Source organism: Streptomyces sp. NPDC059740 (genome assembly GCF_042733155.1).
Classification (GTDB): Bacteria; Actinomycetota; Actinomycetes; order Streptomycetales; family Streptomycetaceae; genus Streptomyces.
On record NZ_JBHWGP010000026.1, the window covers coordinates 16,623 to 42,865 of the forward strand.

Below are 26,243 nucleotides of genomic sequence, written 5' to 3' on the forward strand. Positions count from 1 at the left end.
CCGCCGGTGCCCGGCCGTCCGGGGAGAAACGTCACGGCGCCTGTGCCGGAAGAACCGCGAACGAGAGAAGGACACCATGCGGGACGCGTACCACGAGGAGCTGGACTCCCTGAGTGAGGACCTGGTGGAGATGGCACGGCTGGTCGGCTCGGCGGTGGGGCGTGCCACCACGGCCATCCTCGACGCGGACCTCAACCTGGCCGAGAACGTCATCGCCTCGGACCAGAAGGTCGACGACCTCCAGCACGACCTGGAGGCGAAGGCCATCGCGCTCCTGGCCCGCCAGCAGCCCGTCGCCACCGACCTGCGGATCGTCGTCACCTCGCTGCGCATGAGCGCGGACCTGGAGCGCTCCGGGGACCTGGCGCAGCACGTGGCGAAGCTGGCCCGGCTGCGCTTCCCGCAGAGTGCGGTGCCGCAGGACCTGCACGCCACCATCCTGGAGATGGGGCAGCTCGCCCAGCGCCTGATGGCGAAGGCCGGCGAGGTGATCATCACCAAGGACGTCGACCTCGCGCTCCAGCTGGAGCAGGACGACGACGCCATGGACGCGCTGCACCGGACGCTCTTCCAGCACCTCATGGACGACCGCTGGCGGCACGGCATCGAGACGGCCGTCGACGTGACGCTGCTGGGCCGCTACTACGAGCGGTTCGCCGACCACGCCGTGTCGGTGGCCAAGCGCGTGGTCTACCTGGTGACCGGCGAGCACGCGGACGTGGCGGCGGCGGTGCTCGAGGCGGTGCCGGGCGAGGGCGCCTGACCGCGCCCCACGCCGTCCGGGAGCCGAAGCCTTCGCGGTGTCGGGTGCGCCGGGTGGTGCGCCGGGTCCGGGGCGCCGGTCCCGGCGGGACGGGTCGCCGGGCGGCGCACCGGGCTCAACGTCCGTACGCCCGTGCGCCGTTGACGCACCGGAGGGGGCGAACGTCCAATGAGGAGTCTGACTGGCTCTCTAGGAGGAGATCATGCCGGCCACGCCTGCACCCGCGAAGTCCCCGGTCACCTCTCGCGACACCGAACCGACACCCGCCCCCACCGCTCACGACCCCCGCCGCCTGCCCCTGCTCGGTGCCTGCGGCTGTGGTTCCGGCTGTAGCTGCGGCTGCCAGTCCGGCAGCGCCTGCCAGTGCGGCGGCGGCTGCGGCTGACCGTCCACCCCGGGCGGCGGGCGGCCACCACCGCACCGTCCCGCCGCACCACACCTGAGTGCGCAGGTCTGCGAAGCCCTTCCCGCCAAACACGACGGGAAGGGCTTCGTCGCGTATCGACGCGGGTGGCCGGAGGTCAGGACGGCAGGGGCCCCTACCGAGCGGCGGCCCGGGCGGCGGGCTCGGCCACCGGAGCGGCGTGACGCGCCGGAGCCGGGACCGGAACCGGGGTCGCCGCACGCCGAGCCCCACCCACAGCCGGGACCGGAACCGGGGTCGCCGCACGCCGAGCCCCACCCACAGCCGGAACCGGAACCGGAGTCGCCGCACGCCGAGCCCCACCCACAGCCGGGACCGGAACCGGGGTCGCCGCACGCCGAGCCCCACCCACAGCCGGGACCGGAACCGGAGTCGCCGCACGCCGAGCCCCACCCACAGCCGGAACCGGAACCGGAGTCGCCGCACGCCGAGGAGCCGCGGCCTCGGCCGTGCCCGGGTGCCGGGCGGCAGCGTCGTGGGCCGCGACTGCCGGGTGGCCGGCGGGCGGGGTGGTCGCCGAGGCGATACCGCTGATGCCGGCGGCGACCAGGGCGGCGCCGGCGGTGAGGCCGTACATCAGGCGACGGTTCTGAGTGATCTTGCGGTGGCTGGTCAACGCTGTTCCTCTGTTCGCGGTTGCGGGCTGCCGCCGCTCGGCGGGAGCCCCTGTGCGAGAGGAGTACGGCGCAGGGCCCACCCGGGTTGCACGCGGGAGAAGCCGGAATCCGCGCTGCCGGACGTGCAACCTCCCGGCGCGCAGCACCGTATGGAGGTACGGGGGCCGGCACGGGCCGCAGGGGCTGGGAGGGCGGGGCGGGTGAGGGAAGCAGTCCGGGAGCGCGAGTTCCGGGAGTTCGCCGAAGCACGGCAGGCGCAGCTCCGGCGCAGCGCCTACCTGCTCTGCGGAGACTGGCACCAGGCGCAGGACCTGACCCAGACCACGCTGATGAAGCTGTACGCGGCCTGGGGCCGGGTCCGCCGGGACGGCAACGTGGACGCCTACGCCCGCACCATCCTCACCCGCACCTTCATCGACCAGCAGCGCAGAGGCGGTTGGCGCGAGGAGCCGGTGGGTGACCCGCCCGACCTCCCGGCCGCCCTGCCGGACACCCCGGAGCTGCGTCTGGTGATGCAGGCGGCGCTGCGGGAACTGCCGCCCCGCTACCGTGCGGTCCTCGTGCTGCGCTTCTGGGAGGACTGGACGGTCGAGCAGACGGCGCACGCGTTGCAGGTGAGCACGGGGACGGTCAAGAGTCAGAGCGCCCGGGGACTGGCCCGGCTGCGTGGCATCGTCGAACTGCTGGTGAGTGAGAGGGCGGGCAGGTGAGCCGGGACATGGCCGAACGGGACGGAGAGGCCCTGCGCCTCGCCTTCACAGCGGTCGTGGACGCGGGAGCGGAGCCGCCGTTCCCCAGCCTGGCCGACGCGGCCGTCACGGGTGGCCGGCGGCTCAGGCGCCGCCGCGCGGCGGTGTCGGCGGCGGGTGCCCTGGCGCTCACGGCGTCCGCGGTCGTCCTCGCCCTCGCTCTGGGCGCCGGGCCCGGCACCGGCCGCACGTCCCTTCCCCCGGCGCACACCGGCAGCCCGGGGCCCCACCCCGCCTCTCCCTCCGCCGCCACCCCCATGCCCCTGCCCTCTGTGCCCTCCGCCCCGTCCCGCGTCCCGGGGGCCGAGCGCCGCGCCGCGTCGGCCGGACGGCACTGACCGTCGACTGGCCGGCGGTCCTGGGCCACGGCACCACCGTCGACCTGCCCACCTACGCCTTCCACCGGCTGCCGCCTGCGGGGAGGCCGGCAGGGGGGGCGGTGCGCAGGGGCCGCAGGAGGCAGACCTCGCGGACGTTCCGCCCCTTCCCCCCGCATGGCATGCTCGTCAGGGGGTACCTGGACTGTTCTGTGCAGCCGGCCGAGGAGGGACATGGACGTCGCCGAGCCCGGCACGGTTCTCCCCGGATCCGGGCACCCCCCGCGGTCCGGCGCCCTGCTCGGCGGTTCCCTCGACCACCTGCAGGCGGCAGCCCTCGTGGTCGACTCCGACGACGTGGTCGCGGCGGCCAACGGTCCTGCCCGCACGCTGCTGCGGCGGTCCGCCGAGGAGCTCACCGGACAGGACGCCCACGATCTGCTGCACCGGGACAGCCTCGGGCACCGGCTTCCCCGCACCCGCTGTCCTCTGCGGGAGACACTGCGCACGGGCGGTACCGGCCACGGTGGCCAGGAGTGGTTCGCCCGCGGGGACGGCACCCTCGTGCAACTGTCCTGGCTGGTCGCCCCCTACGCCCTCCCTCCCGGGGGTGCGGGCGCGCTCGTCCTGCTCTACGAGCAGGAACAGGGGAAGCCGGACGAGGACGCGGGCGGGTCACCCACCACGCTGTCGGAGCTCGACCGCCTGGCCCTGCTGGCGGACACGACCACCCAGCTCACCTCGACACTCGACGTGGAGGAGGCCCTGCACCGGCTGGCGGCCCTGACCGTGCCGCGGCTGGCGGACTGGGCGGTCGTCGACCTGCTGACGGAGCGGGACGAGGTCCGGCGTGCCCTGGTCGTGCACCACGAGGACGGCGTCCTGGTCGCACGCGAGGACCTCCAGGGCCCCATGCCACCGGTGCTCGAGGAGTCCCCGATGCCGCTGTCGCGGGCGCTGCGCGGTGCCGCGTCCTCGCTCGCCGGGTCTTCCACCTACCAGGGCCCACCCGATTCGGGCATCGCGGTCGAGCAGCGCCGGCTGTTCGCCGAGACGGGCATGCACTCGGCGGCCATCGCACCGATCCGCGGTCTGCGGGAGGTGCTCGGCGCCCTGACACTGGGCCGCTCGGCGCCCTCTCGCGCCGACTTCTCCACCGCCGACCTGCCGCTGCTGGAGGACCTCACCCGCCGTACCGGGCTGGCCCTGGACAACGCGCGTCTGTACCAGCGTCAACGCAAGGTCGCCGAGACCATGCAACGCCACCTGCTGCCGCAGCTCCCCAGCGTGCCCGGACTGCAGATGGCGGCGCGCTACCTTCCCGCTCCGGACGCGTCCTCCGTCGGCGGTGACTGGTACGACGCCTTCCCGCTCGCGGACGGCGCCCTCGCCCTGGCCATCGGTGACGTCGTCGGTCACGATCTGGACGCCGCGGCGGGGATGGCCCAGCTCCGCAACATGCTGCGTGCTTTCGCGTGGTCCCGGCCCGAGTCGCCCGGCGCCATCGTCAGCCGGCTCGACGACGCCGTGCTGCACATCGCCGAGGTGCCCATGGCGACCATGGTCCTGGCGCGGCTCACCCGTGACGGCAACGGGCTGTGGCGCCTGCACTGGACGAACGCCGGCCATCCCCCGCCCCTGCTGGTCACCCACGACGGCCAGGCCCAGTACCTCACCGACGCCCACGGCATGCTGCTGGGCACGGGCCTGGCCCGGCCCCGCCCCGACGCCGCGGTCGCCGTCCTGCCGCCCCGCGCCACGCTCCTGCTGTACACCGACGGCCTGGTGGAGTCCCCGCACCACCCCATCGACGAGGGGCTGAACCGGCTGCGTCAGCACGCCGCCTCCCTCGCCCGCCGTCCGCTGGACTCCTTCAGCGACTCCCTCCTGGAGCGGGTCCGCCCCACCGACAACGACGACGACGTCGCCGTCCTCGCGCTGCGCACCCCCGAGCCGTAGCCGGGCCCGGTACCCACCACACCCCCGCGGACGGCTGACCGGGCAGGTCACGCGGTGCCGTGCGCCTGGCGGGGCCGCTCCCCGCACCGGAAGAACCCCTGCCCGCGCCAGAGCCGCGGGCAGGGGTTCAGGTTGCCAGGGGAGTCACTTACCGGGCAGGGTGACCGGCCGCCGGTCGCCGCCGGTCGCGCGGGGCCGGCCTCGTGCCGTCCTCACGGTTTCGCGTAGTCATTCGCCGTCTGACCGGCGAAGTCGAACGCCACGCACGGCTCGTCACCGACGGTCCATGCGTCGTGTCCAGGGGTGCAGACGAACACGTCACCGGGACCGACCTCGGTCTCTGCTCCGTCGTCCATGCGGATGTGCAGCCGCCCCTGCACCACCATCCCGTTGTGGTGGCACTGGCAGCTCTCGGTCCCGGCGATCGGTGCGATGTCCTTCGACCAGCGCCAGCCGGGCTCGAAGGTCGTCACCGCGAAGTCCAGCCCTGACAGGTGGAAGGCCTCGAGGTGGCCATGAGGATATTCCCGCTGCTCGTCCGGTGTACCGGGGGTCTTGACCTCCAACATGACGGTGCCTCCTCACTACGTCACACCTCCAGGATGCGCCGTCCCCGCCAGGTGCGCCAAGGCGGACAGGCCGCTGCCGGCCGCCGCCTGCCCGGCGTCGGGAAGCCGCCCCGGACACCGCCGGGCGGCAGCGCGAAGCCCCCTGTCCGCGGGAGGACCGCGAGCAGGGGGCTTTCACCGCGAGGGGGCGTTACTTCTTCTTGCCCTGGTTCTTCACAGCCTCGATGGCGGCCTTGGCGGCCTCCGGGTCGAGGTAGGTGCCGCCCGGGTTGAGGGGGCGGAAGTCGGCGTCGAGCTCGTAGGCGAGCGGGATGCCGGTGGGGATGTTCAGGCCCGCGATGTCCGCGTCGGAGACGCCGTCGAGGTGCTTGACGAGGGCGCGCAGTGAGTTGCCGTGCGCGGCGACCAGCACGGTGCGCCCGGTCAGCAGGTCGGGGACGATGCTGTCGTACCAGTACGGCAGCATGCGCTGGACGACGTCCTTGAGGCACTCGGTGCGCGGGCGCAGCTCGGAGGGGATCATCGCGTAGCGGGGGTCGTCGCTCTGGGAGAACTCGGAGCCGTCCTCGAGCGGCGGCGGCGGGGTGTCGTAGGAGCGGCGCCACAGCATGAACTGCTCCTCGCCGAACTCCGCGAGGGTCTGCGCCTTGTCCTTGCCCTGGAGGGCGCCGTAGTGGCGCTCGTTGAGCCGCCAGGAGCGGTTGACCGGGATCCAGTGCCGGTCGCAGGCCTCCAGGGCGATCTGCGCGGTGCGGATGGCGCGCTTCTGCACGGAGGTGTGGACGATGTCGGGCAGCAGGCCGGCGTCCTTCAGCAGCTCACCGCCGCGCAGCGCCTCCTTCTCGCCCTTCTCGTTGAGGTTGACGTCCACCCAGCCGGTGAACAGGTTCTTCGCGTTCCACTCGCTCTCGCCGTGGCGGAGGAGGATCAGCTTGTACGGTGCGTCGGCCATGCCTTCGAGACTAATCCACTTTTGTGGGTGATCAGCCCCTGGTCCCCGCTCGGGCCGGCGGTGCCGTCGCGGGCAGCCCAGGGGGCCCGCGACCGGGCTCGCCGGACGGCTACTGCGGGCGTTCGGTCAGGTGGGCGAAGGCCTGGAGGTTGCGGGTGGACTCGCCGCGGGAGGTCCGCCAGGCGTACTCCTTGCGGATCGCGCTCGCGAAGCCCATCTCCAGGAGGGTGTTGAAGGAGCCGTCGGCGTTCTCCAGCACGGTGCCCAGGAGCCGGTCGACCTCCTCGGGGGTGACGGCGGCCAGCGGCAGTTTGCCGACGAGGTAGATGTCGCCGAGCCGGTCGAGGGCGTAGCCGACCCCGTAGAGGCGGGTGTTGCGCTCCAGCAGCCAGCGGTGGACGGCCTCGTGGTTCTCGTCCGGCCTGCGCACGACGAAGGCGTTGACCGACAGGGCGTGGCGGCCGACGCGCAGGGAGCAGGTGGTGGCGAGCTTGCGGGTGCCGGGCAGGGTGACGACGAAGACGCCCGGCTCGGGGGACTCCCAGTCGACGCCGGCTTCCGTCAGGGCGCGGGTGAGGGCCTCGCGGGCGGCGCGCTCGGCGGGGGAGGCAGGCTCGGCCGTCGCGTCCTCGTCGACGGTCGGACCTGCGGTCTCGCCAGTGGTCCTGCCGGTGGCCTGGTCGTTCGCGGGGGGCACGTCAGACATGCGGTGATCGTAGGCGACGCCGGCGTTCGTGGGTGGCGGCGGCGTAGACGTCGGCGGTCGCCGCGGCGGCGGTGTCCCAGCCGAAGGACTGCGCGTGCCGGTGCGCGGCGGCGCCCATGCGGTCCGCCAGCGACGGGTCGTCGAGGAAGCGGCGCAGTTCGGCGGCGTAGGCGGCGGGGTCGTGGCCGGGCACGAGGAATCCGCTGACCTGGTCGTGGACGGCGACCGGCAGTCCGCCCACAGCGGCGGCGACGACGGGGGTGCCGCAGGCCTGGGCCTCGATGGCGACCAGTCCGAAGGACTCGCTGTAGGAGGGCATGACCAGGACGGACGCGGCGCGGTACCAGTCGGCGAGCTGCTCCTGGGCGACCGGAGGGCGGAAGCGGACGATGTCGGCGACGCCGAGGCGGGCGGCGAGCTTCTGGAGGCGTTCGGGTTTGGCCAGGCCGCTGCCGCTGGGGCCGCCGACCACCGGCACCACCATGCGGGAGCGCAGCGTCGGGTCCTGGTCGACGAGGTGGGCGACGGCGCGGAGCAGGATGTCGGGGGCTTTGAGGGGCTGTATGCGGCCGGCGAACAGCGGGACGAAGGCGTCCTGCGGCAGGTCCAGGCGGGCGCGGGCGGCGGCCCGCGCGGCGGGGTCGGGCCCGGGCGCCTGCGGGTCGGGCCGGAACCGGTCGAGGTTGACGCCGGGGTGGACCACGGCCAGCTTCCCGGGGTCGGCGTCGTAGTACCGGGCCAGTTCGCCGGCCTCCTCCTCGGTGTTGGCCACCAGCCGGTCGGCGGCCTCGACGATCTGCGTCTCACCGATGACCCGGGCGGCCGGCTCGGGGGTGTCGCCCGCGGCCAGCGAGGCGTTCTTCACCTTGGCCATGGTGTGCATGGCGTGCACCAGGGGGACGCCCCAGCGCTGCGCCGCCAGCCACCCGACGTGCCCGGAGAGCCAGTAGTGGGAGTGGACCAGGTCGTAGTGACCGGGCCGGTGGCCGGCCCAGGCCTGCATCACTCCGTGGGTGAAGGCGCAGAGCTGGGCGGGCAGGTCCTCCTTGTTGAGGCCCTCGTACGGCCCGGCGTCGACGTGCCGCACCAGGACGCCCGGTGTCAGCTCGACCACGGGCGGCAGGCCGGCGGTGGTGGCCCGGGTGAAGATCTCCACCTCGATGTTGATCGCGGCGAGCTTGCGGGCCAGCTCCACGATGTAGACGTTCATGCCGCCGGCGTCGCCGGTGCCCGGCTGGTGCAGCGGCGAGGTGTGGACGCTCAGCATGGCGACGCGCCGGGGCCGGCGGGCGCCGCCGGGCAGCCGCAGCCTCGACTGGCCGGCGAGCGATCCCTGGGAGCGGGCGCGGAGCCGGGACACCTGTGGGGTCACTGGGCGCTACCTCCTCGCAGGCGTCATGAGCCCGCACTGCTTTCCTGCCTGGTCGTGGCTGTCCGCGCCGTTCGGGTCACGGGCGCGGACGGGTGGCGGCGACCGTCGCCCCGTCGCGCCGGCCCGCCCCGGTCCCGCGGCCGTGCACGGGACCGACCCGTCCGTGCGTCCGCCGTGCCGTCCCGCACGACCGGCCGTACGGGTCAGGTCAAGGCTGCAACAACGGCACGGCCCCCCGCCATTCCGCCCCTGTCGTCCCGCCCGCGGCACTTTGCCAAAGTGTGACGCAGGCGCCTCCCACCGGAGCCTCCGGCCCGCGCCTGCCGCCGGTCGTCCTCCTCTACCGGGTGGGCGTCAGGGCTCGCGGGCCGTGCCGGGTGGGCTTCAGGGCTCGCGGGCCGTGCGGTCCCGGTCCGCTGTGCGGCGGGCCCGGTGGGCGCGGACTCTCCCTCTGCTGGCGCAGGCCGGCGCCGGGCACCAGCGGCGGCGGCCCGCCGGGTCGGCGAAGACGCCGCGGCAGTCGCTCTCGGGACAGACCTTGAGGGTGTGCCGGTCGGGGCCGGTGAGGTGGTCGACGGCCTGCCGGGCGACGCGGGCCAGGGCGGCGGCGGGCGAGGGCGGCGGGGTGCGGACGAGCCTGTCCTGGACGCGCAGGTCCACCGGGTCCTCGTGGTCGGCGAGGAAGCGGGCGAGGTCGCGGGCGGCCCCGCCGGGTGGCGGTGTGCCGGCCACGGTCGGCTGGGCCAGCTCCCGCAGGGTCTCGCGCAGTTCCCGGGCGCGCGCCAGGTCCGTCTCGTCCGGCGGGACGGCGGGGGTGAGTTCGCTGCGGGTGAGCCAGTGCGCGAGCACCTCGGGTGAGGTGAGGCGTTCGACGGGGGCGGCCCCGAAGACCCGTCCGCGGGTCGCCATCAGGTTCAGCCAGGAGGCTCCGCAGTCGAAGCGGAGGGTGAGGTCGCCGGACACCCCGACATCGTAACGGCTCAGGCGTTACCTCTGCTACAGTCCCGGACGGTAACGCCTCAGCCGTTACGGATGGCTCGGCTGGTGCGCCCCCGCCCCCACGGCACCGCCTTCCCTCGATGACGCGCCCGCGCCGCGGGCCGCCCGACGACACGGGAGTCCCCATGGCACGCCCCACCCCCGTCCCGGACCACCTCCGCCGGACCCCGCCCGGCCGCGACGCCGGGTCCGCGGCGCCCGGCCGTCCCCAGGTGGCGTCCCGGTGACCGCCACCGGCCCCTCGCCCCGCATCCGCACCGTCCTCGGCGACATCCCGCCCGCCGAGCTCGGGACCTGCGACGCCCACGACCACCTCTTCCTCCGGTCCCCCCGGTTGCCGGGCCAGGAGCTGGACGACGTGGCCGCCGCCGAGGCGGAGCTGCGGGCCTTCGCCGCGCTGGGCGGTTCCGCGCTGGTGCAGTGGACCCCGGCGGGGATGGGGCGCCGGGCCGACGCCCTGCCCGCGCTCTCCCGTGCGACCGGCGTCCACCTCGTCGCCGCCACCGGCCTGCACCAGGCCCACCACTACGCCCCCGAGCTCCTGCCCGGCCTGACCGACCGCCTGACGGAACGGCTGGTCACCGACGTCACCGAGGGGGTGCGGCCAGGGGGAGGCGGGCCGGGTCCCGCCGCCGGCCGACGCCTCGACGTCCGCGCCGGCCTGGTGAAGGTCGCCGGCTCCTTCCACGGCCTCGACGCCCATGCCCGGCACACCTTCGCCGCCGCCGCACAGGCCCACCACGCCACGGGCGTGCCGATCGCCGTGCACCTGGAGGCCGGTACCGCGCCGGGCGAGGTCCTGGAGCTCCTCTGCGACCGGCACGGCGTTCCGCCGCACCGCGTGATCCTGGGCCATCTCGGCCGGCTGCCCGACGTCCGCCTCCACCTGGCGGCCGCCCGCAGCGGTGCGTTCCTCGCCTTCGACGGCCCCTCGCGCGCCCACCACACCACCGACTGGCGCCTGTTCGACTCCCTGCACGCGCTCACCGAGGCCGGCCACGCCGACCGGCTCCTCCTGGGCGGTGACACCACCGTGGCATCGGCCCGGGCCGTCACCGGCGAGGGGCCGGGCCTCCCCTACCTGCTGGCGGGCCTGCGCCCGCGTGTCGAGAAGGAGTTGGGTCAGGAGGCGGCCCGGGCGTTCTTCGAGGCGAACCCCGCCCGCGCCTTCGCGGTGCCGTGGCAGGAGTAGGGCTCCCGTCTCCCTGCACCCTGCGCCGGGCTCGTGCGGCCGGGCCGGGCCCACCGCCGTCGCCTACGCTTGTCCACCGTGCCCAGCAGCCGTCCCCGCCTCCCCGCAGGTTCCTCACGCCCGGTCGGGAACGTCACCCGCGGCACGACCAACCCCAACCGGTTGCGGCGCATGGACCGGTGGATCGCCGCCACGCACGCGGCCGAGCTGCGGCGCTGCGCGGACCCGGTGGCCGTCGACCTCGGGTACGGGGCGGCGCCCTGGACCGCGGTGGAGCTGCTGGCCAGGTTGCGTCAGGTCCGCGCCGACGTGGAGGTCGTCGGCGTGGAGATCGACCCGGAGCGGGTCCGGGCGGCCCAGCCCTACGCCAGGGAGGGGCTGAGCTTCCGGCACGGGGGCTTCGAGGTCCCGCTGCCGGCCGGCGGGGGCCGGCCGCGGGCGCCGGTGCTGATCCGGGCGGCCAACGTGTTGCGCCAGTACGACGAGGGCCGGGTGGCCGAGGTCTGGAGTGACCTGTGTGCGCGGCTGGCCCCCGGCGGGCTGCTGGTGGAGGGGACCTGCGACGAGATCGGCCGTCGTCACGTGTGGGTGGCGCTGGGCCCCGAGGGTCCGCGGACGGTGACCTTCGCGACCCGTCTCGGCTCCCTCACCACCCCGTCCGACCTGGCCGAACGCCTGCCGAAAGCGCTCATCCACCGCAATGTGCCGGGCGAGGCCGTGCACGCCTTCCTCCGCGACTTCGACCGCGCCTGGGCCGCCGCGGCACCGTGGGGCGCGCTGAGCGCCCGGCAGCGCTGGACCCGCGCCGTCCGCACCCTGCGCGAGGAGGGGTGGCCGCTGGCCGACGGGCCCCTGCGGTGGCGGCAGGGCGAGGTCACCGTGCGCTGGGAGGCGCTGGCCCCCCGCTGACCGCACGGCACCGGGCCCGGCACCACCGGGGGAAGTGGTGCCGGGCCCGGGGAAGGGGGCCGTGCTCAGGCGCCGGCGCTGATCTGCTTCGCCTGGCCGCCGCCACCACTGATGTGGATCTTGCGGGGCTTGGCCTTCTCGGCGACCGGGATGCGCAGCGTCAGCACCCCGTTGTCGTAGTGCGCGTCGATGCGCTCGGCGTCCAGCGTCTCGCCGAGGAAGAGCTGGCGGCTGAAGGTGCCGGTGGGGCGCTCGTCGGCGACGAGTTCGGCGCCGCCCGGGGCGGGCGAGCGGCGCTCGGCCCGCACGGTGAGCACGTTGCGTTCGACGTCGAGGTCGATCGTCTCCGGTTCGACACCCGGCAGGTCGAAGTGGACCACGAAGTCGTCACCGGACCGGTAGGCGTCCATCGGCATGGTCGCGGGCCTGGCGGCGGTGTGGAGGACCTGCTGGGCGAGGCGGTCGAACTCGCGGAACGGGTCGGTGCGCATGAGCATCACGGTCATCTCCTTTTCCTGGGCTCTGCGTGCGATGCCCTCATGCACATAGTTATACCCAGACGAAGCTAAGTTGACAAGCCTGGACTCAACAAAGCGGAGTGGGTCGCGAAGGGAAGGGTTCGGAAGGGGCCGGGCGGGGCGTGCCGGGGGCGCGCGGGAAGGAGGGAGAGGGGTGCCGGCGGGGCGGTGCCGGGGTACGGGGAACCCGCAGGGCTCGGCCGCGAGCCCCGGAGGACCCCGCCGAGGACCGCCCGAGAAGGAGAACGCCTGATGCCGGACCGCACCGACGCCCCCGTCACGCTGATCACCGGAGGTTCCACCGGCATCGGCGCGGCCACCGTCAGCAGGCTGCTCGACGCGGGGCACCGGGTGACGGCCACCGGACGCGACGCCGGGAAGCTCGACGCGCTGGCCGGGGAACTCGACGCCGGTGACCGGCTGCTGCTCGTCGCCGGGGACACCGCCGAACCGGAGCACGTGCGGCAGGCCGTGGACCGCACGGTGGGGCGGTGGGGCCGACTGGACGCCGCGGTCGCCAACGCGGGCTTCTCCTCACTCGGCACCGTCGCCGACATGGACCCCGAGGACATGCGGTCGATGGTCGCCACCAACGTGCTCGGCCCCAGCCTGCTCGTCCGGGAGTCGCTGCCGCACCTGAAGGTGACGAAGGGCCGCATCGTCCTCGTCGGGTCGGTGGCGGGTGTGAAGAACAGCCCCGGCAGCCTCTACTCGGTCACCAAGTGGGCGGTGCACGCCCTCGCCGAGAACACCCGCATGCTGGTGACGGGCGACGGCGTCGGAGTCACGCTGATCGCGCCGGGCAAGGTGGACACCCCCTTCTGGGAGACGCGCGGCGGCACCCCCGAGGGCCCGGTGATGACCTCCGAGGACATCGCCCGGGCCATCGCCTTCGCGCTCGACCAGCCGGCGGGCCTGGACGTCAACCACATCCAGCTCCGGCCGCTGGGCCAGCCCAACTGACGCACCCGCGACCGCGGACCCCGCCCCGGGCGCATCACCGGGGCGGGGCGACCGAGCCGCCCGCCCCCGGCAGCCGCACCGCGCCCGGCCCGGCGTCCTCACGGGGAGGCGGGGCTTCGGCCGGCCGGCACCTCGAAGACGAGTTCCCGGCCGTCCTCCTCGTCCCACTGCTCCCCCACCTCGGCGAAGCCGAAGCCGGCGAGCGTGGCCAGTGACGCCGCGTTGTCCGGGCTGACGGTGGCGCGCACGGCCGTGACCTCGGGGCCGGCCGCCGCCCGGCGGAGCAGCTCGACGAGGGCGGCACGGGCATGGCCCCGGCGCCGGAACGCAGCGGACACGAAGTAGCCGATCTCGACCGTCCCGGCCTCGTCGGGCGGCCCGTGGAACCCGGCGTGCCCGACGACCAGCCCCTCGGCGTCCAGGAGCGCATACCGCACCATCCACCGCACCCGGCCGGGGTCGGCGGCCATCTGACCGAGCCGGTACCGCCACAGCCACCGCGCCCGCTCCGTCAGGAAGTCGCCGGTCAGCGCCACCCCGGCCAGTCCGCCCGCCGCTGCGAGGTCGCCCTTGAGCAGTGCGCTCATCACCTCGCCCGACAGCTCGACGAACCGCACGTCCGGTGCGCTGCGCGCCGGGCGCTGCCGGTGATCCGTCTCGTCCGCCTGATCCGCCGCCTGTGCTGCTGCTTCCTCGGTCATCCCCGGATGGTCACCGCTCGGTGTCGCGGGTCACCAGTGGTTTTCGACCGGGCCCGGCACAGGGCGGGCGGCGCCGCGCCTCACTCCAGCACCTCCAGCAGCGCGTCGACGAGGTAGCGGTCGCGCTCCTGGGTGGCCTTCGCCCGTGCCTGCGCAGGTGAGAGCCACAGCAGGGCGTCGACCTCGGTGTTGGGGGCGAAACGTCCGCCGACCGCCTCCGCCTCCCAGTACCGGACCTCCTTGGGGCGGTCGCCGACCAGGTAACGGACGGTGGGCAGGCGGACGCCGGGCCGGCAGTGCATCCCGGTCTCCTCCGCGACCTCCCGCACCGCGGCGGCCAGCGCGCTCTCGCCGCGCTTGAGCTTGCCCTTGGGGTGCGACCAGTCGTCCCACTTCGGCCGGTGGACCAGCGCCACCCGCAGCCCCTCCCGCGCCGACCGGTACCAGAGCACGCACCCGGCGGCACGCACCAACTCCCGCGCGGCCCGCTGCGGGGGCTCCGCGTCGCACAGGTCGCCGCTGAGACGGTCCAGGGCACCCTCCCGGCCCTCGCCCCGACCCCCGGCCGGTGTCCCCCTCGGCGCCGTCACGAGCCGCCCCCCGCTGCCCCTGCGCCGCGCGCCCCCGGGACGCCCACCGGGTCCGGTGCGCGGAGCACGGCCGCCTCGGCGCCCCTGCCCGTCCCCGTGGTGAAGCCCGTCGCGCCGGTGGGGGTCCGGGCCCGCAGCCACAGTTCGGTGAAGGCCGCCCGGGCCGCCTCGGCCTCCTGGCGCTGGTCCGCGTGGAGGACGCCCAGGGCGTAGGCGGTGGCCGGGGAGATGCGCGGGGTGCGGGCCGCCTCGGCTGCCGCCGTCGCCGCGTCGGCGGCCAGCAGGTGGCGCTCCAGCAATCGGCCGGCCCCGGCCGGCAGCACCGCCTCCCCCGGCCCGGCCGGTGCCCGCGGCCCGTCCCCGCGGCCCTCGCAGTGGTCGAGCACCTCCTGGGCGTAGCGGGCGTACCCCAGCACCCGTCCGGCCGTGCGCCAGGGGGCGTCCGGGGCGGGGCCGCGGTCCGCCCGCTGCTGCGGCCCGGTGCGATCCGGTGCGGTCAGGTCCGCGAGGGCGTCGCCGACAAGCCGGTACGCCTGCTGGACCAGCGGGGGGACGGCCTCGGCCGCGGGGGCGTCGGCCGCCGCGGACAGCGGGACCTCCGAGGCCAGGACCGCCACGGCGTCGGCGAGTGCGTGGAAGCGGGAGGACTGGAGCGCCTGGAGGGCCGCCGAGTGGGCGCGGGTGCAGGCCAGCGCCGACTGGCGGTCCAGGAGCGCGCCGGCCCGGGCGGTGCCGGCGGCCAGTGCCGCCTGGGCGGGCCCGGCCGCGGTGCCGTCGGGGGCGGGGAACTGCGGCCCGGTGCTCGACTGCCCGAGGCTGCGCTGCCCTGGGCGGACGGTCGCGCCGCGGCGGGTGGGGCGGCTGCCGCCGTCGGTGCCCGCGGGTACGGTGCCGCCTCCGTCCGTTTCGGCCGCTGCGGCGGGGTCGGAGGCATGCGCGGGCCGGGTGCCGGGCGGGGCGCCGGTGGCATCGAGAAGCCGGCTCGGGTGGCCGGCGCCGTCCCGGACCAGCCGGTGCAGGGCGCCGGTGAGCTGTTCACGTCGTCGCAGGCACCGCGCCTCCAGGCCCAACGTGGTGTCGAGCCAGACCAGTTCCTCGCGCAGCCGCCCGGCCCACGCCTCGTCGGTGAGGGGGCGGAAGGTGTGCAGGGCGCCGGCGACACGGCGTGCCGCGCGGCGCAGGTGGCTGCCGGCCCGGGCGGTTCCGCCGGCGTCCGAACCCGCCTCGTGGTGCAGTCGCAGTCCGCGCAGGAACTCGGCGGACTGCTCGTGGAGGTAGCGCGCCAGCACCTCACCCGCCGTCGGCGGGCCGCCCGTTCCTGCGGACGCCGGCGCGGCCAGGGGCGTCGCGGCGCCCTCGCCGGCGCCGGCCGCCACCGTGGCCGGCCCTCGCCCCGTCCGCGCCGCGGTGGCCTGGTCACCCCCCTGCCCCCTCACGCCGTCCTCCTCGCCGTAGCCCCTCCGGTTCCGGTGCCCCTCGCCCCCCGCCGCCCGCCGGTCCCCGGGCGGCGCGCACGTCTCAGGAGGCCGGGCCACGCCGGCGCCTCCGCCCTTCGATGAGCGACTCCTGGACGTTGCGCAGCGGCCTGCCCTCGGTGTCGACGGCGTGCCGGGTCCAGGAACCGTCCGGTCCCAGGTGCCAGGAGGAGGTCGCGTCGGACATGCCGGTCCGCAGCAGCCGGTCGAGCGAGGCCCGGTGGCCGGGGTCGGTGACCCGTACCAGCGCCTCGATGCGGCGGTCGAGGTTGCGGTGCATCATGTCGGCGCTGCCGATCCACACCTCGGGGTCGCCGCCGTTGCCGAAGGCGAAGACGCGGGAGTGCTCCAGGAAGCGGCCCAGGACGCTGCGGACCCGGATGGTCTCGCTCAGTCCCGGCACCCCGGGCCGCAGCGCGCAGATGCCGCGCACCCAGACGTCGACGGGGACGCCGGCCCGGGAGGCCCGGTAGAGCGCGTCGACGACGGCCTCGTCCACCATCGAGTTGACCTTCATGCGCACGCCCGCGGGCCGCCCCGCCCGGTGGTGGGCGATCTCGCGGTGGACGCGTTCGACCAGCCCGTCGCGGAGGGAGCGGGGGGCGACCAGCAGGCGGCGGTAGGTCTCGCGGCGGGAGTAGCCGGAGAGCCGGTTGAAGAGGTCGGAGAGGTCGGCGCCGACCTGCGGGTCCGCGGTCAGCAGGCCCAGGTCCTCGTAGAGCCGGGCGGTCTTGGGGTGGTAGTTGCCGGTGCCGACGTGGCTGTAGCGGCGCAGCGTCTCGCCCTCCTGCCGCACCACCAGCGAGAGCTTGCAGTGCGTCTTGAGGCCCACCAGCCCGTAGACGACGTGGCAGCCGGCCTCCTCCAGCTTGCGGGCCCACTTGATGTTGGCCTGCTCGTCGAAGCGCGCCTTGATCTCGACCAGGACGAGGACCTGCTTGCCGGACTCCGCGGCGTCTATCAACGCGTCCACGATCGGGGAGTCTCCGGAAGTGCGGTAGAGCGTCTGCTTGATGGCGAGGACGGCGGGGTCGGCGGCGGCCTGCTCCAGGAAGGCCTGCACGGAGGTGGAGAAGGAGTCGTAGGGGTGGTGCAGCAACACGTCGCGGGCGCGCAGCGCGGCGAAGACGTCGGGGGCGGAGGCCGACTCGACCTCGGCGAGGTCGCGGTGGGTGCCGGCGACGAACTTGGGGTACTTCAGCTCCGGCCGGTCCTGGGCGGCGATGCCGAAGAGGCCGGTGAGGTCCAGCGGGCCGGGCAGCGGGTAGACCTCGGCGTCGGTGATCTTCAGCTCGGCGATGAGCAGGTCGAGGATCTCCGGGTCGATGGACTCCTCCACCTCCAGCCGCACCGGCGGCCCGAAGCGGCGGCGCAGCAGTTCCTTCTCCAGCGCCTGCAGGAGGTTCTCGGCGTCGTCCTCCTCGACCTCCAGGTCCTCGTTGCGCGTCACCCGGAACATGTGGTGGGCGCGGACCTCCATGCCGGGGAAGAGCTCCTCCAGGTGTGCGGCGATGACGTCCTCGATGGGGACGTAGCGGTGCGGGGAGGCCTCCAGGAAGCGGGAGAGCAGCGGCGGCACCTTGACCCGGGCGAAGTGGTCGTGCCCGCTGACGGGGTTGCGCACCACCACGGCCAGGTTGAGGGAGAGGCCGGAGATGTAGGGGAAGGGGTGGGCGGGGTCGACGGCGAGGGGGGTGAGGACGGGGAAGATCTGCTGGCGGAAGAGGGTGAACAGGCGTCCCTGCTCCCGCTCGGTCAGCTCGTGCCAGCGGATGAGGTGGATGCCCTCGTCGGCGAGGGCCGGCGCCACGTCCTGCTGGTAGCAGGCGGCGTGCCGGGCCATCAGTTCACGGGAGCGGGTCCAGATCTGCTCCAGGATCTCCCGCGGTTGCAGGCCGGAGGCGGAGCGCGTGGCCACGCCCGTGGCGATGCGGCGCTTGAGGCCGGCGACGCGGACCATGAAGAACTCGTCGAGGTTGCTGGCGAAGATGGCCAGGAAGTTGGCGCGCTCCAGCAGCGGCGTGCCGGTGTCCTCGGCGAGTTCCAGCACCCGCTCGTTGAACGCCAGCCAGCTTCCCTCCCGGTCCAGGAAGCGGTCGCCGGGCAGCTCGTCCTCGCCCGGCTCCGGACCGTCGTAGGTGTCCGGGTCGGCGTCTATGTCGGGTTCCAGCGCGGGGACGGGGGCGACGACCGCGTGCGGGCGGTGGGCGGCGATGGACCCCACCGACGGCTGTGACGAGGCGTTCTGCGCCACGCGCCGCGGGGTGGCCGCGGCGCGGGCCGCGGAACCGGACGTACGGTGCTCACCGAGCGGCATGGCGCGGCTCTCGGCGGGGCTCTCGGCCTGGGCGCTGCGGTGCTGCTTCATAACCTCATTCTTCCGCGCACTGGCGAGGTCAGCCCTGTCGGAGGCGACGGGTGCGGACGGCGTCCGGGCCGGCCGGCCCGGCGAGGGCGCGGCCGACCGCCTCGGAGAAGGAGCGGGCTGCATCGGCTGATGCTTGCAAGCGCGTCTGAATGGGTGGTGACGGGGACGTGGCGGCCAGGCAAGCACGGGGCTACCGGGACCTGCACGGGGAGGCCGTGGGCCGCGCGGGCCCCTGCGCCGCTCCGCACGGGTCCACGGCCTCCCGGCCCGGCCGCCGGGCACCCGGAGTACCGTTGCTCGCACTCTCCGTCACGGCCTCGTGCCGGGGCCGGCCCCCACCTCTTCCGTCACCTCTTCCGTCCGGTCGCGCGTCCACACGCCGGCGCCCCTCCGCCGCAGGACGTGGTGGAGGGGCGCCGGAGTACGGGCAGGGGTCGCGGCGGACGGAGTGCCCGTGGCCGGGCTTCCCCGCCTGGCGCGCGCCGGGTCGGCCGGGGAGGTCTCAGCCTTCCGTGCGGTACATCAGGTCCGTCTCGTGGACGGTGAAGCCGAGGCGTTCGTAGACCGTGACCGCCGGGACGTTGTCGGCGTCCACGTAGAGCATGGCCGTCGGCAGGTGGCGCGCCGCCAGGTGGCGCAGGCCGATGGCGGTGAGCGCCCGGCCCAGTCCGCCGCCCTGTGCCTCGGGGCGGACGCCGACGACGTAGACCTCGCCCAGCCCCTCGTCCGCGTGCTCCTTGGTCCAGTGGAAGCCGACGAGTTCGCCGCCGCGTTCGGCGAGGAAGAAGCCGGCGGGGTCGAACCAGGGCTCGGCCTTGCGGTCGTCGAGGTCCTGCTGGGTCAGGGCGCCCTGTTCGGGGTGGTGGGCGAAGGCCGCGGCGTTCGTCTCCAGCCATGCCTTGTCGTCCTCCCCGGGCCGGAAGGTGCGCACGGTGACGCCCTCGGGCAGGTCGGGTTCGGCGAGGTTGAGGTCCTCCAGCGGGCGCCGCATCTGGCGCAGTTCACGGAAGAGGCTCAGACCGAGCGACTGGGCGAGGCGGCGGGCCGGGGCGTGCCCGCCGTGGGCCCAGACCCGCAGCCGGCGCGAGGAGCGGTTGAGCAGCTCACGTCCCAGGGCCCGCCCGTGGCCCCGCCCCCGGTGCCCGGGCCGGACCAGCATCTCCGCCGCGGGCGCCTCGACGGGGTCGGCCCCGTCGAGCTGCGCGTAGCCGACGAGGTGCCCGTCGGCGTCGTGCACCAGCAGGTGGGCGACGCCCTCACGGTGACCGCCGCGCAGCCGCAGCCGGCCCTGTTCGGACACGGCCGACTGCCCGTCGTGGCGGGCCGCCTCGTCGATCAGGTCGAGGACCTCCTCGGCCTGCTCGGCCGTGAGGGCGTCGTACAGCTGGATGTCGCGGCCGGTCGCGCCGGCCCCTGGTGCGGCGTTGGTGGTCATGGTCGAAGCGTACGGCGTGGTGGGGGCGGGTCCGGGGCCGGTCGCGGGCGTGCCAGAGCGCTGCCGCCCGGGCGGCGGAAGGCGGGGCGGGGCCGTCCGGTGGGCGGGACGGACCGGCCGCGGAGGGGGACGGTCCGGCGTCGGACACCGCGCCGTCACCCGACGGGCCTGTCGCACTACGCGCGTTGACCGTAGTCTGCCGCTCGGCCGACGAGCCCGGCCCGAAGCCCGCGGCACGGAGGAATCCGGTCGCCGGTGCACCGCGGGTCGCCAGTGAACGGGAGGAACTGATCCGATGGCAGCAGTCCCTGTCAGACGCCGACGCCGAGGGGTGCTGACGGTCGCCGTCGCCCTGCTCGCCGCCGCCGGGGTGGGCGCGGGCACCGCACCCGCCGGTGCGGCCGCCGGCCATCACCGCGGCGGTGGCCACGGCCGCACGGTGGACGTGCAGATGCTCAGCTTCAACGACTTCCACGGCAACCTGGTGCCGCCGCAGGGCTCCTCGGGCCAGGTGGACGAGGCGCAGGCGGACGGCTCGGTGAAGAAGGTCGACGCGGGTGGCGTGGAGTACCTGGCCTCCTCGCTGCGCAAGGCCCGCCGGGGGCACCCCTACTCGGTGACCGCAGCCGCCGGTGACCTGGTGGGCGCCAGCCCGCTGCTCTCCGGCCTCTTCCACGACGAGCCGACCGTGGAGGCGATGAACAAGCTCGACCTGGACGTCACCTCCGTCGGCAACCACGAGTTCGACGAGGGCCGGGCGGAACTGACCCGCCTCCAGAACGGCGGCTGCCACCCCACCGACGGCTGCTACGACCCGAAGGCCCCCTTCCGGGGCGCGGACTTCCCCTACCTGGCCGCGAACGTCACCGACGAGAAGACCGGCAAGCCGATCCTCAAGCCGTACACGGTCTGGCGCCACGGCGGCGTGAAGATCGGCTTCATCGGCGTCACCCTGGAGGGCACGCCGAACATCGTCACCGCGCAGGGCGTGAAGGGCCTGAAGTTCCACGACGAGGTCGAGACCATCGACAAGTACGCCAAGGAGCTGGACCGCCAGGGCGTGAAGGCCATCGTCGCGCTGGTCCACGAGGGCGGCCTGCCGGCGTCCACCGCGTACAACTACGACTGCGACAGCCCCGGCGCGGGCGACGGGATCTCCGGGCCCATCACCGAGATCGCCCGGCACGTCACGCCGAAGGTCGACGCGCTGGTCACCGGCCACACCCACCAGGCCTACGTCTGCGACATCCCCGACCCCTCCGGCGCGCCGCGCCTGGTGACCTCGGCGTCCAGCTTCGGCAAGGTCTACACCGACACCACCCTCACCTACGACCGCCGCACCCGCGACGTCGTCCGCGCCGGTGTCGCCTCCGCCAACCACGCGGTGGTGCGCACCCAGCCGAAGGCTGCCGACATGACGCAGCTGGTCAGCCGCTGGAACGCCCTGGCGAAGCCGATCGCGGACCGGCCCGTGGGGTACGTCGCCGGTGACGTGCCGGGCCGCGGCTCCACCGCGCCGGAGAGCCCGCTGGGCGACCTCATCGCCGACGCCCAGCTGGAGGCCACCTCGGCGTCCGACAAGGGCGGGGCGGTGCTGGCGCTGATGAACCCCGGCGGCATCCGCGCCGACCTCGCCTACCGGGCGGCCGGCGACGAGGGCGACGGGGTGGTGACCTACGGGGAGGCGTTCACCGTCCAGCCGTTCACCAACATGACCCAAGTCCTCACCCTCACCGGCACGCAGCTCCTCACCGCCCTGCAACAGCAGGTCAGTGGCGCCAACGAGGCCCAGCCGCGCATCCTCCAGGTCTCCGGCGGCCTCACCTACACCCTCGACATGACGCGTACCGGCGCCGACCGGGTGGTGGCCGGCTCGGTGCGGCTCAACGGCGAGCCGCTGGTGGCGTCGGAGACCTACCGGGTGGCGATGAACGAGTTCCTGGCGGGCGGCGGCGACGGCTTCGCCGTGCTGGCGCAGGGCACCGACAAGTACGTCGGCCCCTCCGACCTGGACGCGCTGAACGCCTACCTGGGCGCGCACTCCTCAGCCTCGGCCCCGCTGCCGGTGCCGGCCGCGGACCGGATCACGGTCGTGAGCTGACCGCGGGCCGGGACGGCGCCGGGCCGCCTCCCGCACGGGGGCGGCCCGGCGGCGGGCGGCCGGTCACCGCCCGGCGTTCCCGGTGCGGCGGGGGCCGGCCGCCGGTGCGGCCAGGACGTCCGCGGCGAGACCTCGTGCGTAGGCGCGGTCCAGCCCGTCGGGGCGGAAGAGGATGCGGTACATCAGGGGGGCCACGACACCGTCGAGGACGCTCTCCACGTCGGGGGCGGCCTCCCCCCGGTCGGTGGCGCGGCTGAGGACGACCGCGACCTGCTCCGCCGCGTAGGCCGAGCAGCGGCCCGCGTTGGTGCCGTCCGGGTCGCCCAGGAGGGCGTCGCGCACGTAGGCGCGCCCGGACGGCGAGGCCATCTCGTCGAGGAACTGCTCGGCCCAGGCGGCCAGGTCGGCCGCCAGGTCGCCGTGGTCCTCCGGCGGAGCCTCCGGACGCAGGCGTTCCACCGCCACGTCGGACAGCAGCTCCTTCAGGTCGCCCCAGCGGCGGTAGATCGTCGACGGGGTGACCCCCGCGCGGGCGGCGACCATCGGCACCGTGAGGGCGTCGCGGCCCTGCTCGGCCTGGAGTTCGCGGACGGCGGCGTGCACCGACTCCTGGACGCGGGCGCTGCGCCCGCCCGGACGGGCCATCGGTCTGTGGCTCATGGCCGCCACCCTAAAGCAGGGCGGCGGCGTCCGAGTCGGGCCGGGCAGGCTGCCCCGAAGCGCCTGTGACCTCCTCGTACGCCCGGCCCAGACGCAACAGCAGCGGCTCGGCGAAGGGACGTCCGAGCAGTTGCATGCCGACCGGGAGGCCCGGGCGGGAGTCCCCCGCCGGGACCGCGTTGCCCACGGGGACGGAGAGGGCGGGGAGGCCGGTGATGTTCGCGGGGGCCGACAGCCGCACGCAGGCGTCCGAGACGCTCTCCACGCTCCCGTCCGCCCAGGTCACGGTCTCCTGGCCGACCGGCACCGCCGTCAACGGGATGGTGGGGGCAGCGATCACGTCGACCGTCTCGAACAGGCGCCCCCAGGCGCGGCGCATGAGCGTGCGGGCCCGCTGGGCCCGCAGGTGGTCGGCCGCGGGCAGCAGCGCACCGGCCTCCAGCAGCACGCGGACGTCCGCCGAGTAACGCTCCGGCGCGGTGCGCAGCGTCTGTTCGTGGTAGGCGGTGGCCTCCGGGACCATCAGCCCCCACTGCACCGCCTTGATGTAGCGGGCCAGGGGGATCTCCACCTCGACCAGGTGGGCCCCGAGGGCGGCGAACCGGTCGACGGCGCGGCGTACCGCGGCCTCGACGCCGGGTTCGACGTGGTCGAAGTAGTGGTTGCCCGGGACCCCGACCCGGAGTCCGGTCAGGTCCGTCTCTTCCGGGCCCGGGCGGTCCGCCCCGCCCGGGTCCGCCTCGGCGGCGCGGTCTGCGGCGCCCGCGGTGAGGGCGGCCAGGACGGGTGCGAGGTCCCGGACGGTGCGGGTAAGGACGCCGACGTGGTCGAGCGACCAGGACAGCGACGTGACCCCGTGGCGGGGGACGAGTCCGTAGGTGGGCTTCAGGCCCACGACGCCGTTCAGCGCGGCGGGCACCCGCACCGAGCCGCCGGTGTCGGTCCCCAGCGCGAAGGTCGCCGCACCGGCGGCCACCGCGACGGCCGAACCGCCGCTGGAGCCCCCGGCGATGCGCCCCGGGTCCACGGCGTTGCGCGTCTGCGGGGTGATCAGGCCGTAGGCGAACTCGTGGGTGTGGGTCTTGCCCACCAGGGCCGCACCGGCCGCGGTCAGCCGGGCGGCGACGGTGCTGTCCGTCCCCGCCACGTGGCCCCTCCGGACGCGGGAGCTCGCCGTGGTGGCCAGTCCGGCGACGTCGATCAGGTCCTTGAGTCCCACCGGGATGCCCAGCAGCGGGCTGTGCGGCGTCCCTGCTGCCACGGCCCGTTCGGCCTCCCGCGCCGCGCGCCGCGCACGGTCGGCGGTGACCGTGACGTAGGCGTTGAGTCGCGGTTCGACGTGCTCGATCCGCTCCAGCACGGATTCCACCAGCTCTACCGGGGAGAGGTGCCGGTCCCGGATCAGCTCGGCGGCTGCGGTGAGTGTCAGGTCAGCGGGTTGCACGGCGCCGCCCCTCCCGCACCTGGAACTCGGCCGCCGCGTGACCGGCCACGTCGTGACCGGCCGGGTCGGGGTCGGCCACGAGGTAGTCGGCGGCCGGTGCCGTGTCGCCGAGGTCCAGCTCCTTCAGGACGGAGAGGACGCCGTGGATGTGTTCGGCCGTCGCGGCGACCTCGGCCCATCTGTCGGGCGGCAACGGGACGGCGGAGCGCGCGGCCCAGCGGCCGGCCTCGGCGGGTGTCAGTGCGGTCATGCCGGTTCTCCTGACGCGTCGCGGGCAGGACGACGCGACCGCCCCACCGCAAAAGCTAAGTAATTGCGTTAGTGGACGCTACGCACTACCGTCACTTAACGCAAACTCTTAGCTTTAACGACCCTTGTCGTCACCTCCCGCCCGGCGCCACCCGCTTACCGGGCCCACCATCACCGCCCCGCCCAGAAGAGCCAGAGACCAGAGAGAAGGACCCGTGCACACGCCCACGCAGCCCGGCCCCGCACCGCACGCCGGATCCGGCACCCCCCACTGGACCGTGGGAGAGGCGACCGTCCACCGCATCGACGAGACCCCCCTCCCCCCGGAGACCGGACGGTGGCTGCTCCCCGGCGCCACCGCGGACCTCGTCGAGCAGCAGGAGTGGCTGCGGCCCGACTTCGCCGACCAGGGCGTCCTGCGCGCCGACAGCCACAGCTTCGCGATCCGCACGGGCGGCCTGCGGGTGCTCGTCGACACCGGCATCGGCAACGGGAAGCAGCGCGCCAACCCGGCCTGGCACGACCTCGACACCCCCTACCTGGACCGTCTGACCCGCGCGGGCTTCCCCCCGGACTCCGTCGACCTGGTGATCCTCACCCACCTGCACACCGACCACGTCGGCTGGAACACCCACTGGTCCGCGGCGGCCGGGGCCTGGGTACCGACCTTCCCCCGCGCCCGCCACCTCACCAGCCGGACCGAGTGGGACTTCTGGCGCGGCCAGGAGCGGGAGATGGACGAGCCGCGGCGGCAGATGTTCCGGGACTCGGTGCTGCCGGTAGCCGACGCCGGCCTGCTCGACCCCCTCGACGTCCCGGACGACGGCCTGGAGATCGCCCCCGGGCTCAGCCTGCTCCCCACCCCCGGCCACACCCCCGGCCACCTGGCCGTCCGCCTGCACAGCGCCGGGGCCACGGCGCTGATCACCGGCGACTGCGTCCACCACCCCGTCCAGCTCGCCCACCCCGGCATCGGCAGCTGCGTCGACATCGACCCCGCCCGGGCCGAGGCGACCCGGCGCGCCCTGTTCAGCTCACTCGCCGGGACCGACACCCTCCTGCTGGGGACGCACTTCGCGCCGCCCACCGCCGGCCACGTGGTCCGGGACGCGGACGCCTACCGGCTGCTCCCGTCAGCCCCTCGGGGGTAGCCCGTGACCGGCTCCCGCTCCTCCGGCAGCGGCCTCACCGGGACGGGCCCGACGGCCGGCCACCGGCGCCGGGACGGGCCCCAAGACGGCCACCGGCGCCGGGCGCCGGCCGTCGGGCCCGCCTCGTGCCGGACCCGACCCCGTCGGACCGGCGACCTCAGCGGAAGTCGGCCGCGTGGTCGCGTGCCCACTCCTCGAAGGTGCGGGCGGGCCGGCCGGTGATGCGCCGCACCTCGTCGGTGATCACGGGCTTGGTGCCGACGGTCTGCCGGAAGTAGTCCAGGAGGGTGCGGGCCGCCTGCTCGGGGAAGTGGGGGCCGGCCATCTCGGCGGCTGCTTCGTCGACGCTGATCTGCTCGAACCTCACCTCGCGACCGAGCGCCCGGCCCACGGCCGCCACCTGCTCGGCCACCGTGACGGCTTCGGGTCCGGTGACCACCGGCGCGGTGTGCAGGTGCTCCCCCGTCCCGTCCAGCAGGCCGACCGCGGCCACCTCGGCCAGGTCGGCCTCGTGGACGGGGGCGCCCACCGCGTCGGGGTAGGGGCCGCGGACCACGCTGCCGGCGCGGACGCCGGGCGCCCAGCCCAGTGCGTTGGTCGCGTACATCCCGCCCCGCACGAACATCCACTCCACACCGGCCTCCCGCACCGCCTGCTCGACGTCGGCATGCATGCGGGCGATGAAGCTGTCGCTGTCCGGCCCCTCCTCGACCACCGAGATCGAGGAGTTGAGCACGATGCGCCCCACCCCGGCGGCCCGCGCCGCCTCGACGGCCGCCACGCCGCCCTGCGCGCCGCCCGCGGCGAGGTTCAGGTAGAGGGCGGTGGCTCCCCGCAGGGCCGGGGCGAGCGAGGCCGGGTCGTTCAGGTCCGCGCGGACCACCTCCGCGCCGGACGGCAGCCCGGCCCGGTCGGGGTCACGCGTCAGGGCCCGGACCGGTGCCCCTCGCTCCAGCAGACGCTCCACCAGAACGCGTCCGATGTTCCCGGTCGCTCCCGTGATGACGATCATGTGCGTCCCTTCGAGAAAAGGTTGCCGGTACGGGCACTTGGCCCCCTC

At 74.9% G+C, this 26,243-nt stretch carries 25 protein-coding genes; 10 read left to right on the forward strand and 15 right to left on the reverse strand.

What is annotated here, in order from left to right:
• Window positions 1-76: 76 nt before the first annotated feature.
• From phoU to ACFV3R_RS24595, 5 genes are all read left to right on the forward strand, one after another.
• Window positions 77-763 (forward strand): phosphate signaling complex protein PhoU, encoded by a 687-nt coding sequence (phoU, locus tag ACFV3R_RS24575; protein WP_385587056.1) that lies wholly within the window; start codon window positions 77-79, stop codon window positions 761-763.
• 202 nt (window positions 764-965) lie between these two features.
• Window positions 966-1,148 (forward strand): hypothetical protein, encoded by a 183-nt coding sequence (locus ACFV3R_RS24580; RefSeq protein ID WP_385587059.1) that lies wholly within the window; start codon window positions 966-968, stop codon window positions 1,146-1,148.
• A gap of 856 nt (window positions 1,149-2,004) precedes the next feature.
• Complete coding sequence (locus tag ACFV3R_RS24585) at window positions 2,005-2,514, forward strand: SigE family RNA polymerase sigma factor (RefSeq protein ID WP_385587062.1); 510 nt, start codon at window positions 2,005-2,007, stop codon at window positions 2,512-2,514.
• Window positions 2,515-2,522: 8 nt separating this feature from the next.
• A complete protein-coding gene (locus ACFV3R_RS24590; protein WP_385587065.1) occupies window positions 2,523-2,891 on the forward strand; it encodes a hypothetical protein in 369 nt (122 codons plus the stop codon).
• 213 nt (window positions 2,892-3,104) lie between these two features.
• Window positions 3,105-4,829 carry a SpoIIE family protein phosphatase gene (locus ACFV3R_RS24595; RefSeq protein ID WP_385587068.1) on the forward strand — a complete coding sequence of 575 codons (1,725 nt, stop codon included), beginning with the start codon at window positions 3,105-3,107 and terminating at the stop codon, window positions 4,827-4,829.
• 212 nt (window positions 4,830-5,041) lie between these two features.
• Here ACFV3R_RS24595 and ACFV3R_RS24600 read toward each other — a convergent pair whose 3' ends face one another.
• The 5 genes from ACFV3R_RS24600 to ACFV3R_RS24620 form a co-directional block, all read right to left on the reverse strand.
• Window positions 5,042-5,398, reverse strand: coding sequence for a cupin domain-containing protein (locus ACFV3R_RS24600; protein WP_385587071.1), 357 nt, complete (start codon window positions 5,396-5,398; stop codon window positions 5,042-5,044).
• 190 nt (window positions 5,399-5,588) lie between these two features.
• Entirely contained in the window at window positions 5,589-6,350 is a 762-nt protein-coding gene (locus tag ACFV3R_RS24605) for a phosphoglyceromutase (protein ID WP_385587074.1), read from the reverse strand.
• Between the two features lie 109 nt (window positions 6,351-6,459).
• Entirely contained in the window at window positions 6,460-7,056 is a 597-nt protein-coding gene (locus ACFV3R_RS24610) for a YbjN domain-containing protein (protein WP_385587077.1), read from the reverse strand.
• A complete protein-coding gene (mshA, locus tag ACFV3R_RS24615; protein WP_385587080.1) occupies window positions 7,049-8,428 on the reverse strand; it encodes a D-inositol-3-phosphate glycosyltransferase in 1,380 nt (459 codons plus the stop codon). Before mshA ends, ACFV3R_RS24610 begins: the two co-directional genes overlap by 8 nt.
• A 384-nt stretch (window positions 8,429-8,812) precedes the next feature.
• On the reverse strand, window positions 8,813-9,391 hold the full coding sequence (locus ACFV3R_RS24620) for a CGNR zinc finger domain-containing protein (protein ID WP_385587083.1): 579 nt from the start codon (window positions 9,389-9,391) through the stop codon (window positions 8,813-8,815).
• Between the two features lie 259 nt (window positions 9,392-9,650).
• Between ACFV3R_RS24620 and ACFV3R_RS24625 the strand changes: the two genes are divergently transcribed.
• The gene (locus tag ACFV3R_RS24625) at window positions 9,651-10,619 is read left to right on the forward strand and encodes a phosphotriesterase (protein ID WP_385587086.1); all 969 of its coding nucleotides are present in this window, start codon (window positions 9,651-9,653) and stop codon (window positions 10,617-10,619) included.
• 78 nt (window positions 10,620-10,697) lie between these two features.
• Window positions 10,698-11,528: a class I SAM-dependent methyltransferase gene (locus ACFV3R_RS24630; protein ID WP_385587089.1), complete on the forward strand. Its 831-nt coding sequence runs from the start codon at window positions 10,698-10,700 to the stop codon at window positions 11,526-11,528.
• Between the two features lie 65 nt (window positions 11,529-11,593).
• Here ACFV3R_RS24630 and ACFV3R_RS24635 read toward each other — a convergent pair whose 3' ends face one another.
• Window positions 11,594-12,025 carry an Hsp20/alpha crystallin family protein gene (locus tag ACFV3R_RS24635; protein ID WP_385587252.1) on the reverse strand — a complete coding sequence of 144 codons (432 nt, stop codon included), beginning with the start codon at window positions 12,023-12,025 and terminating at the stop codon, window positions 11,594-11,596.
• 273 nt (window positions 12,026-12,298) lie between these two features.
• Between ACFV3R_RS24635 and ACFV3R_RS24640 the strand changes: the two genes are divergently transcribed.
• On the forward strand, window positions 12,299-13,009 hold the full coding sequence (locus tag ACFV3R_RS24640) for an SDR family oxidoreductase (protein WP_385587093.1): 711 nt from the start codon (window positions 12,299-12,301) through the stop codon (window positions 13,007-13,009).
• A gap of 98 nt (window positions 13,010-13,107) precedes the next feature.
• Here ACFV3R_RS24640 and ACFV3R_RS24645 read toward each other — a convergent pair whose 3' ends face one another.
• From ACFV3R_RS24645 to mshD, 5 genes are all read right to left on the reverse strand, one after another.
• A complete protein-coding gene (locus tag ACFV3R_RS24645) occupies window positions 13,108-13,710 on the reverse strand; it encodes a GNAT family N-acetyltransferase (RefSeq protein ID WP_385587096.1) in 603 nt (200 codons plus the stop codon).
• An 80-nt stretch (window positions 13,711-13,790) separates the two neighbouring features.
• Window positions 13,791-14,183, reverse strand: a complete 393-nt coding sequence (locus ACFV3R_RS24650) for an NUDIX hydrolase (RefSeq protein ID WP_385587255.1) — start codon at window positions 14,181-14,183, stop codon at window positions 13,791-13,793.
• A gap of 113 nt (window positions 14,184-14,296) precedes the next feature.
• Window positions 14,297-15,736 (reverse strand): metal-binding protein, encoded by a 1,440-nt coding sequence (locus tag ACFV3R_RS24655; protein ID WP_385587099.1) that lies wholly within the window; start codon window positions 15,734-15,736, stop codon window positions 14,297-14,299.
• An 82-nt stretch (window positions 15,737-15,818) separates the two neighbouring features.
• Complete coding sequence (locus ACFV3R_RS24660; RefSeq protein WP_385587103.1) at window positions 15,819-18,266, reverse strand: RNA degradosome polyphosphate kinase; 2,448 nt, start codon at window positions 18,264-18,266, stop codon at window positions 15,819-15,821.
• Window positions 18,267-18,645: 379 nt separating this feature from the next.
• Window positions 18,646-19,578, reverse strand: a complete 933-nt coding sequence (mshD, locus tag ACFV3R_RS24665) for a mycothiol synthase (protein WP_385587106.1) — start codon at window positions 19,576-19,578, stop codon at window positions 18,646-18,648.
• A 295-nt stretch (window positions 19,579-19,873) separates the two neighbouring features.
• Here mshD and ACFV3R_RS24670 point away from each other — a divergent pair, with 295 nt between their 5' ends.
• On the forward strand, window positions 19,874-21,679 hold the full coding sequence (locus tag ACFV3R_RS24670; RefSeq protein ID WP_385587109.1) for a bifunctional metallophosphatase/5'-nucleotidase: 1,806 nt from the start codon (window positions 19,874-19,876) through the stop codon (window positions 21,677-21,679).
• Between the two features lie 63 nt (window positions 21,680-21,742).
• Here the strand turns inward: ACFV3R_RS24670 and ACFV3R_RS24675 are convergent, their stop codons facing one another.
• From ACFV3R_RS24675 to ACFV3R_RS24685, 3 genes are read right to left on the reverse strand one after another with little or no spacing between them, the layout of a single operon-like run.
• Window positions 21,743-22,339 carry a TetR/AcrR family transcriptional regulator gene (locus tag ACFV3R_RS24675; protein WP_385587111.1) on the reverse strand — a complete coding sequence of 199 codons (597 nt, stop codon included), beginning with the start codon at window positions 22,337-22,339 and terminating at the stop codon, window positions 21,743-21,745.
• A gap of 10 nt (window positions 22,340-22,349) precedes the next feature.
• Window positions 22,350-23,783 (reverse strand): amidase, encoded by a 1,434-nt coding sequence (locus tag ACFV3R_RS24680; protein ID WP_385587114.1) that lies wholly within the window; start codon window positions 23,781-23,783, stop codon window positions 22,350-22,352.
• Window positions 23,770-24,033, reverse strand: a complete 264-nt coding sequence (locus ACFV3R_RS24685; RefSeq protein WP_385587117.1) for a hypothetical protein — start codon at window positions 24,031-24,033, stop codon at window positions 23,770-23,772. Before ACFV3R_RS24685 ends, ACFV3R_RS24680 begins: the two co-directional genes overlap by 14 nt.
• A gap of 214 nt (window positions 24,034-24,247) precedes the next feature.
• On the opposite strand from ACFV3R_RS24685, the gene ACFV3R_RS24690 reads away from it, so the two are divergent.
• On the forward strand, window positions 24,248-25,183 hold the full coding sequence (locus ACFV3R_RS24690; protein WP_385587119.1) for an MBL fold metallo-hydrolase: 936 nt from the start codon (window positions 24,248-24,250) through the stop codon (window positions 25,181-25,183).
• A gap of 157 nt (window positions 25,184-25,340) precedes the next feature.
• Here ACFV3R_RS24690 and ACFV3R_RS24695 read toward each other — a convergent pair whose 3' ends face one another.
• A complete protein-coding gene (locus ACFV3R_RS24695; RefSeq protein ID WP_385587122.1) occupies window positions 25,341-26,195 on the reverse strand; it encodes an NAD(P)H-binding protein in 855 nt (284 codons plus the stop codon).
• Between the last annotated feature and the right edge of the window lie 48 nt (window positions 26,196-26,243).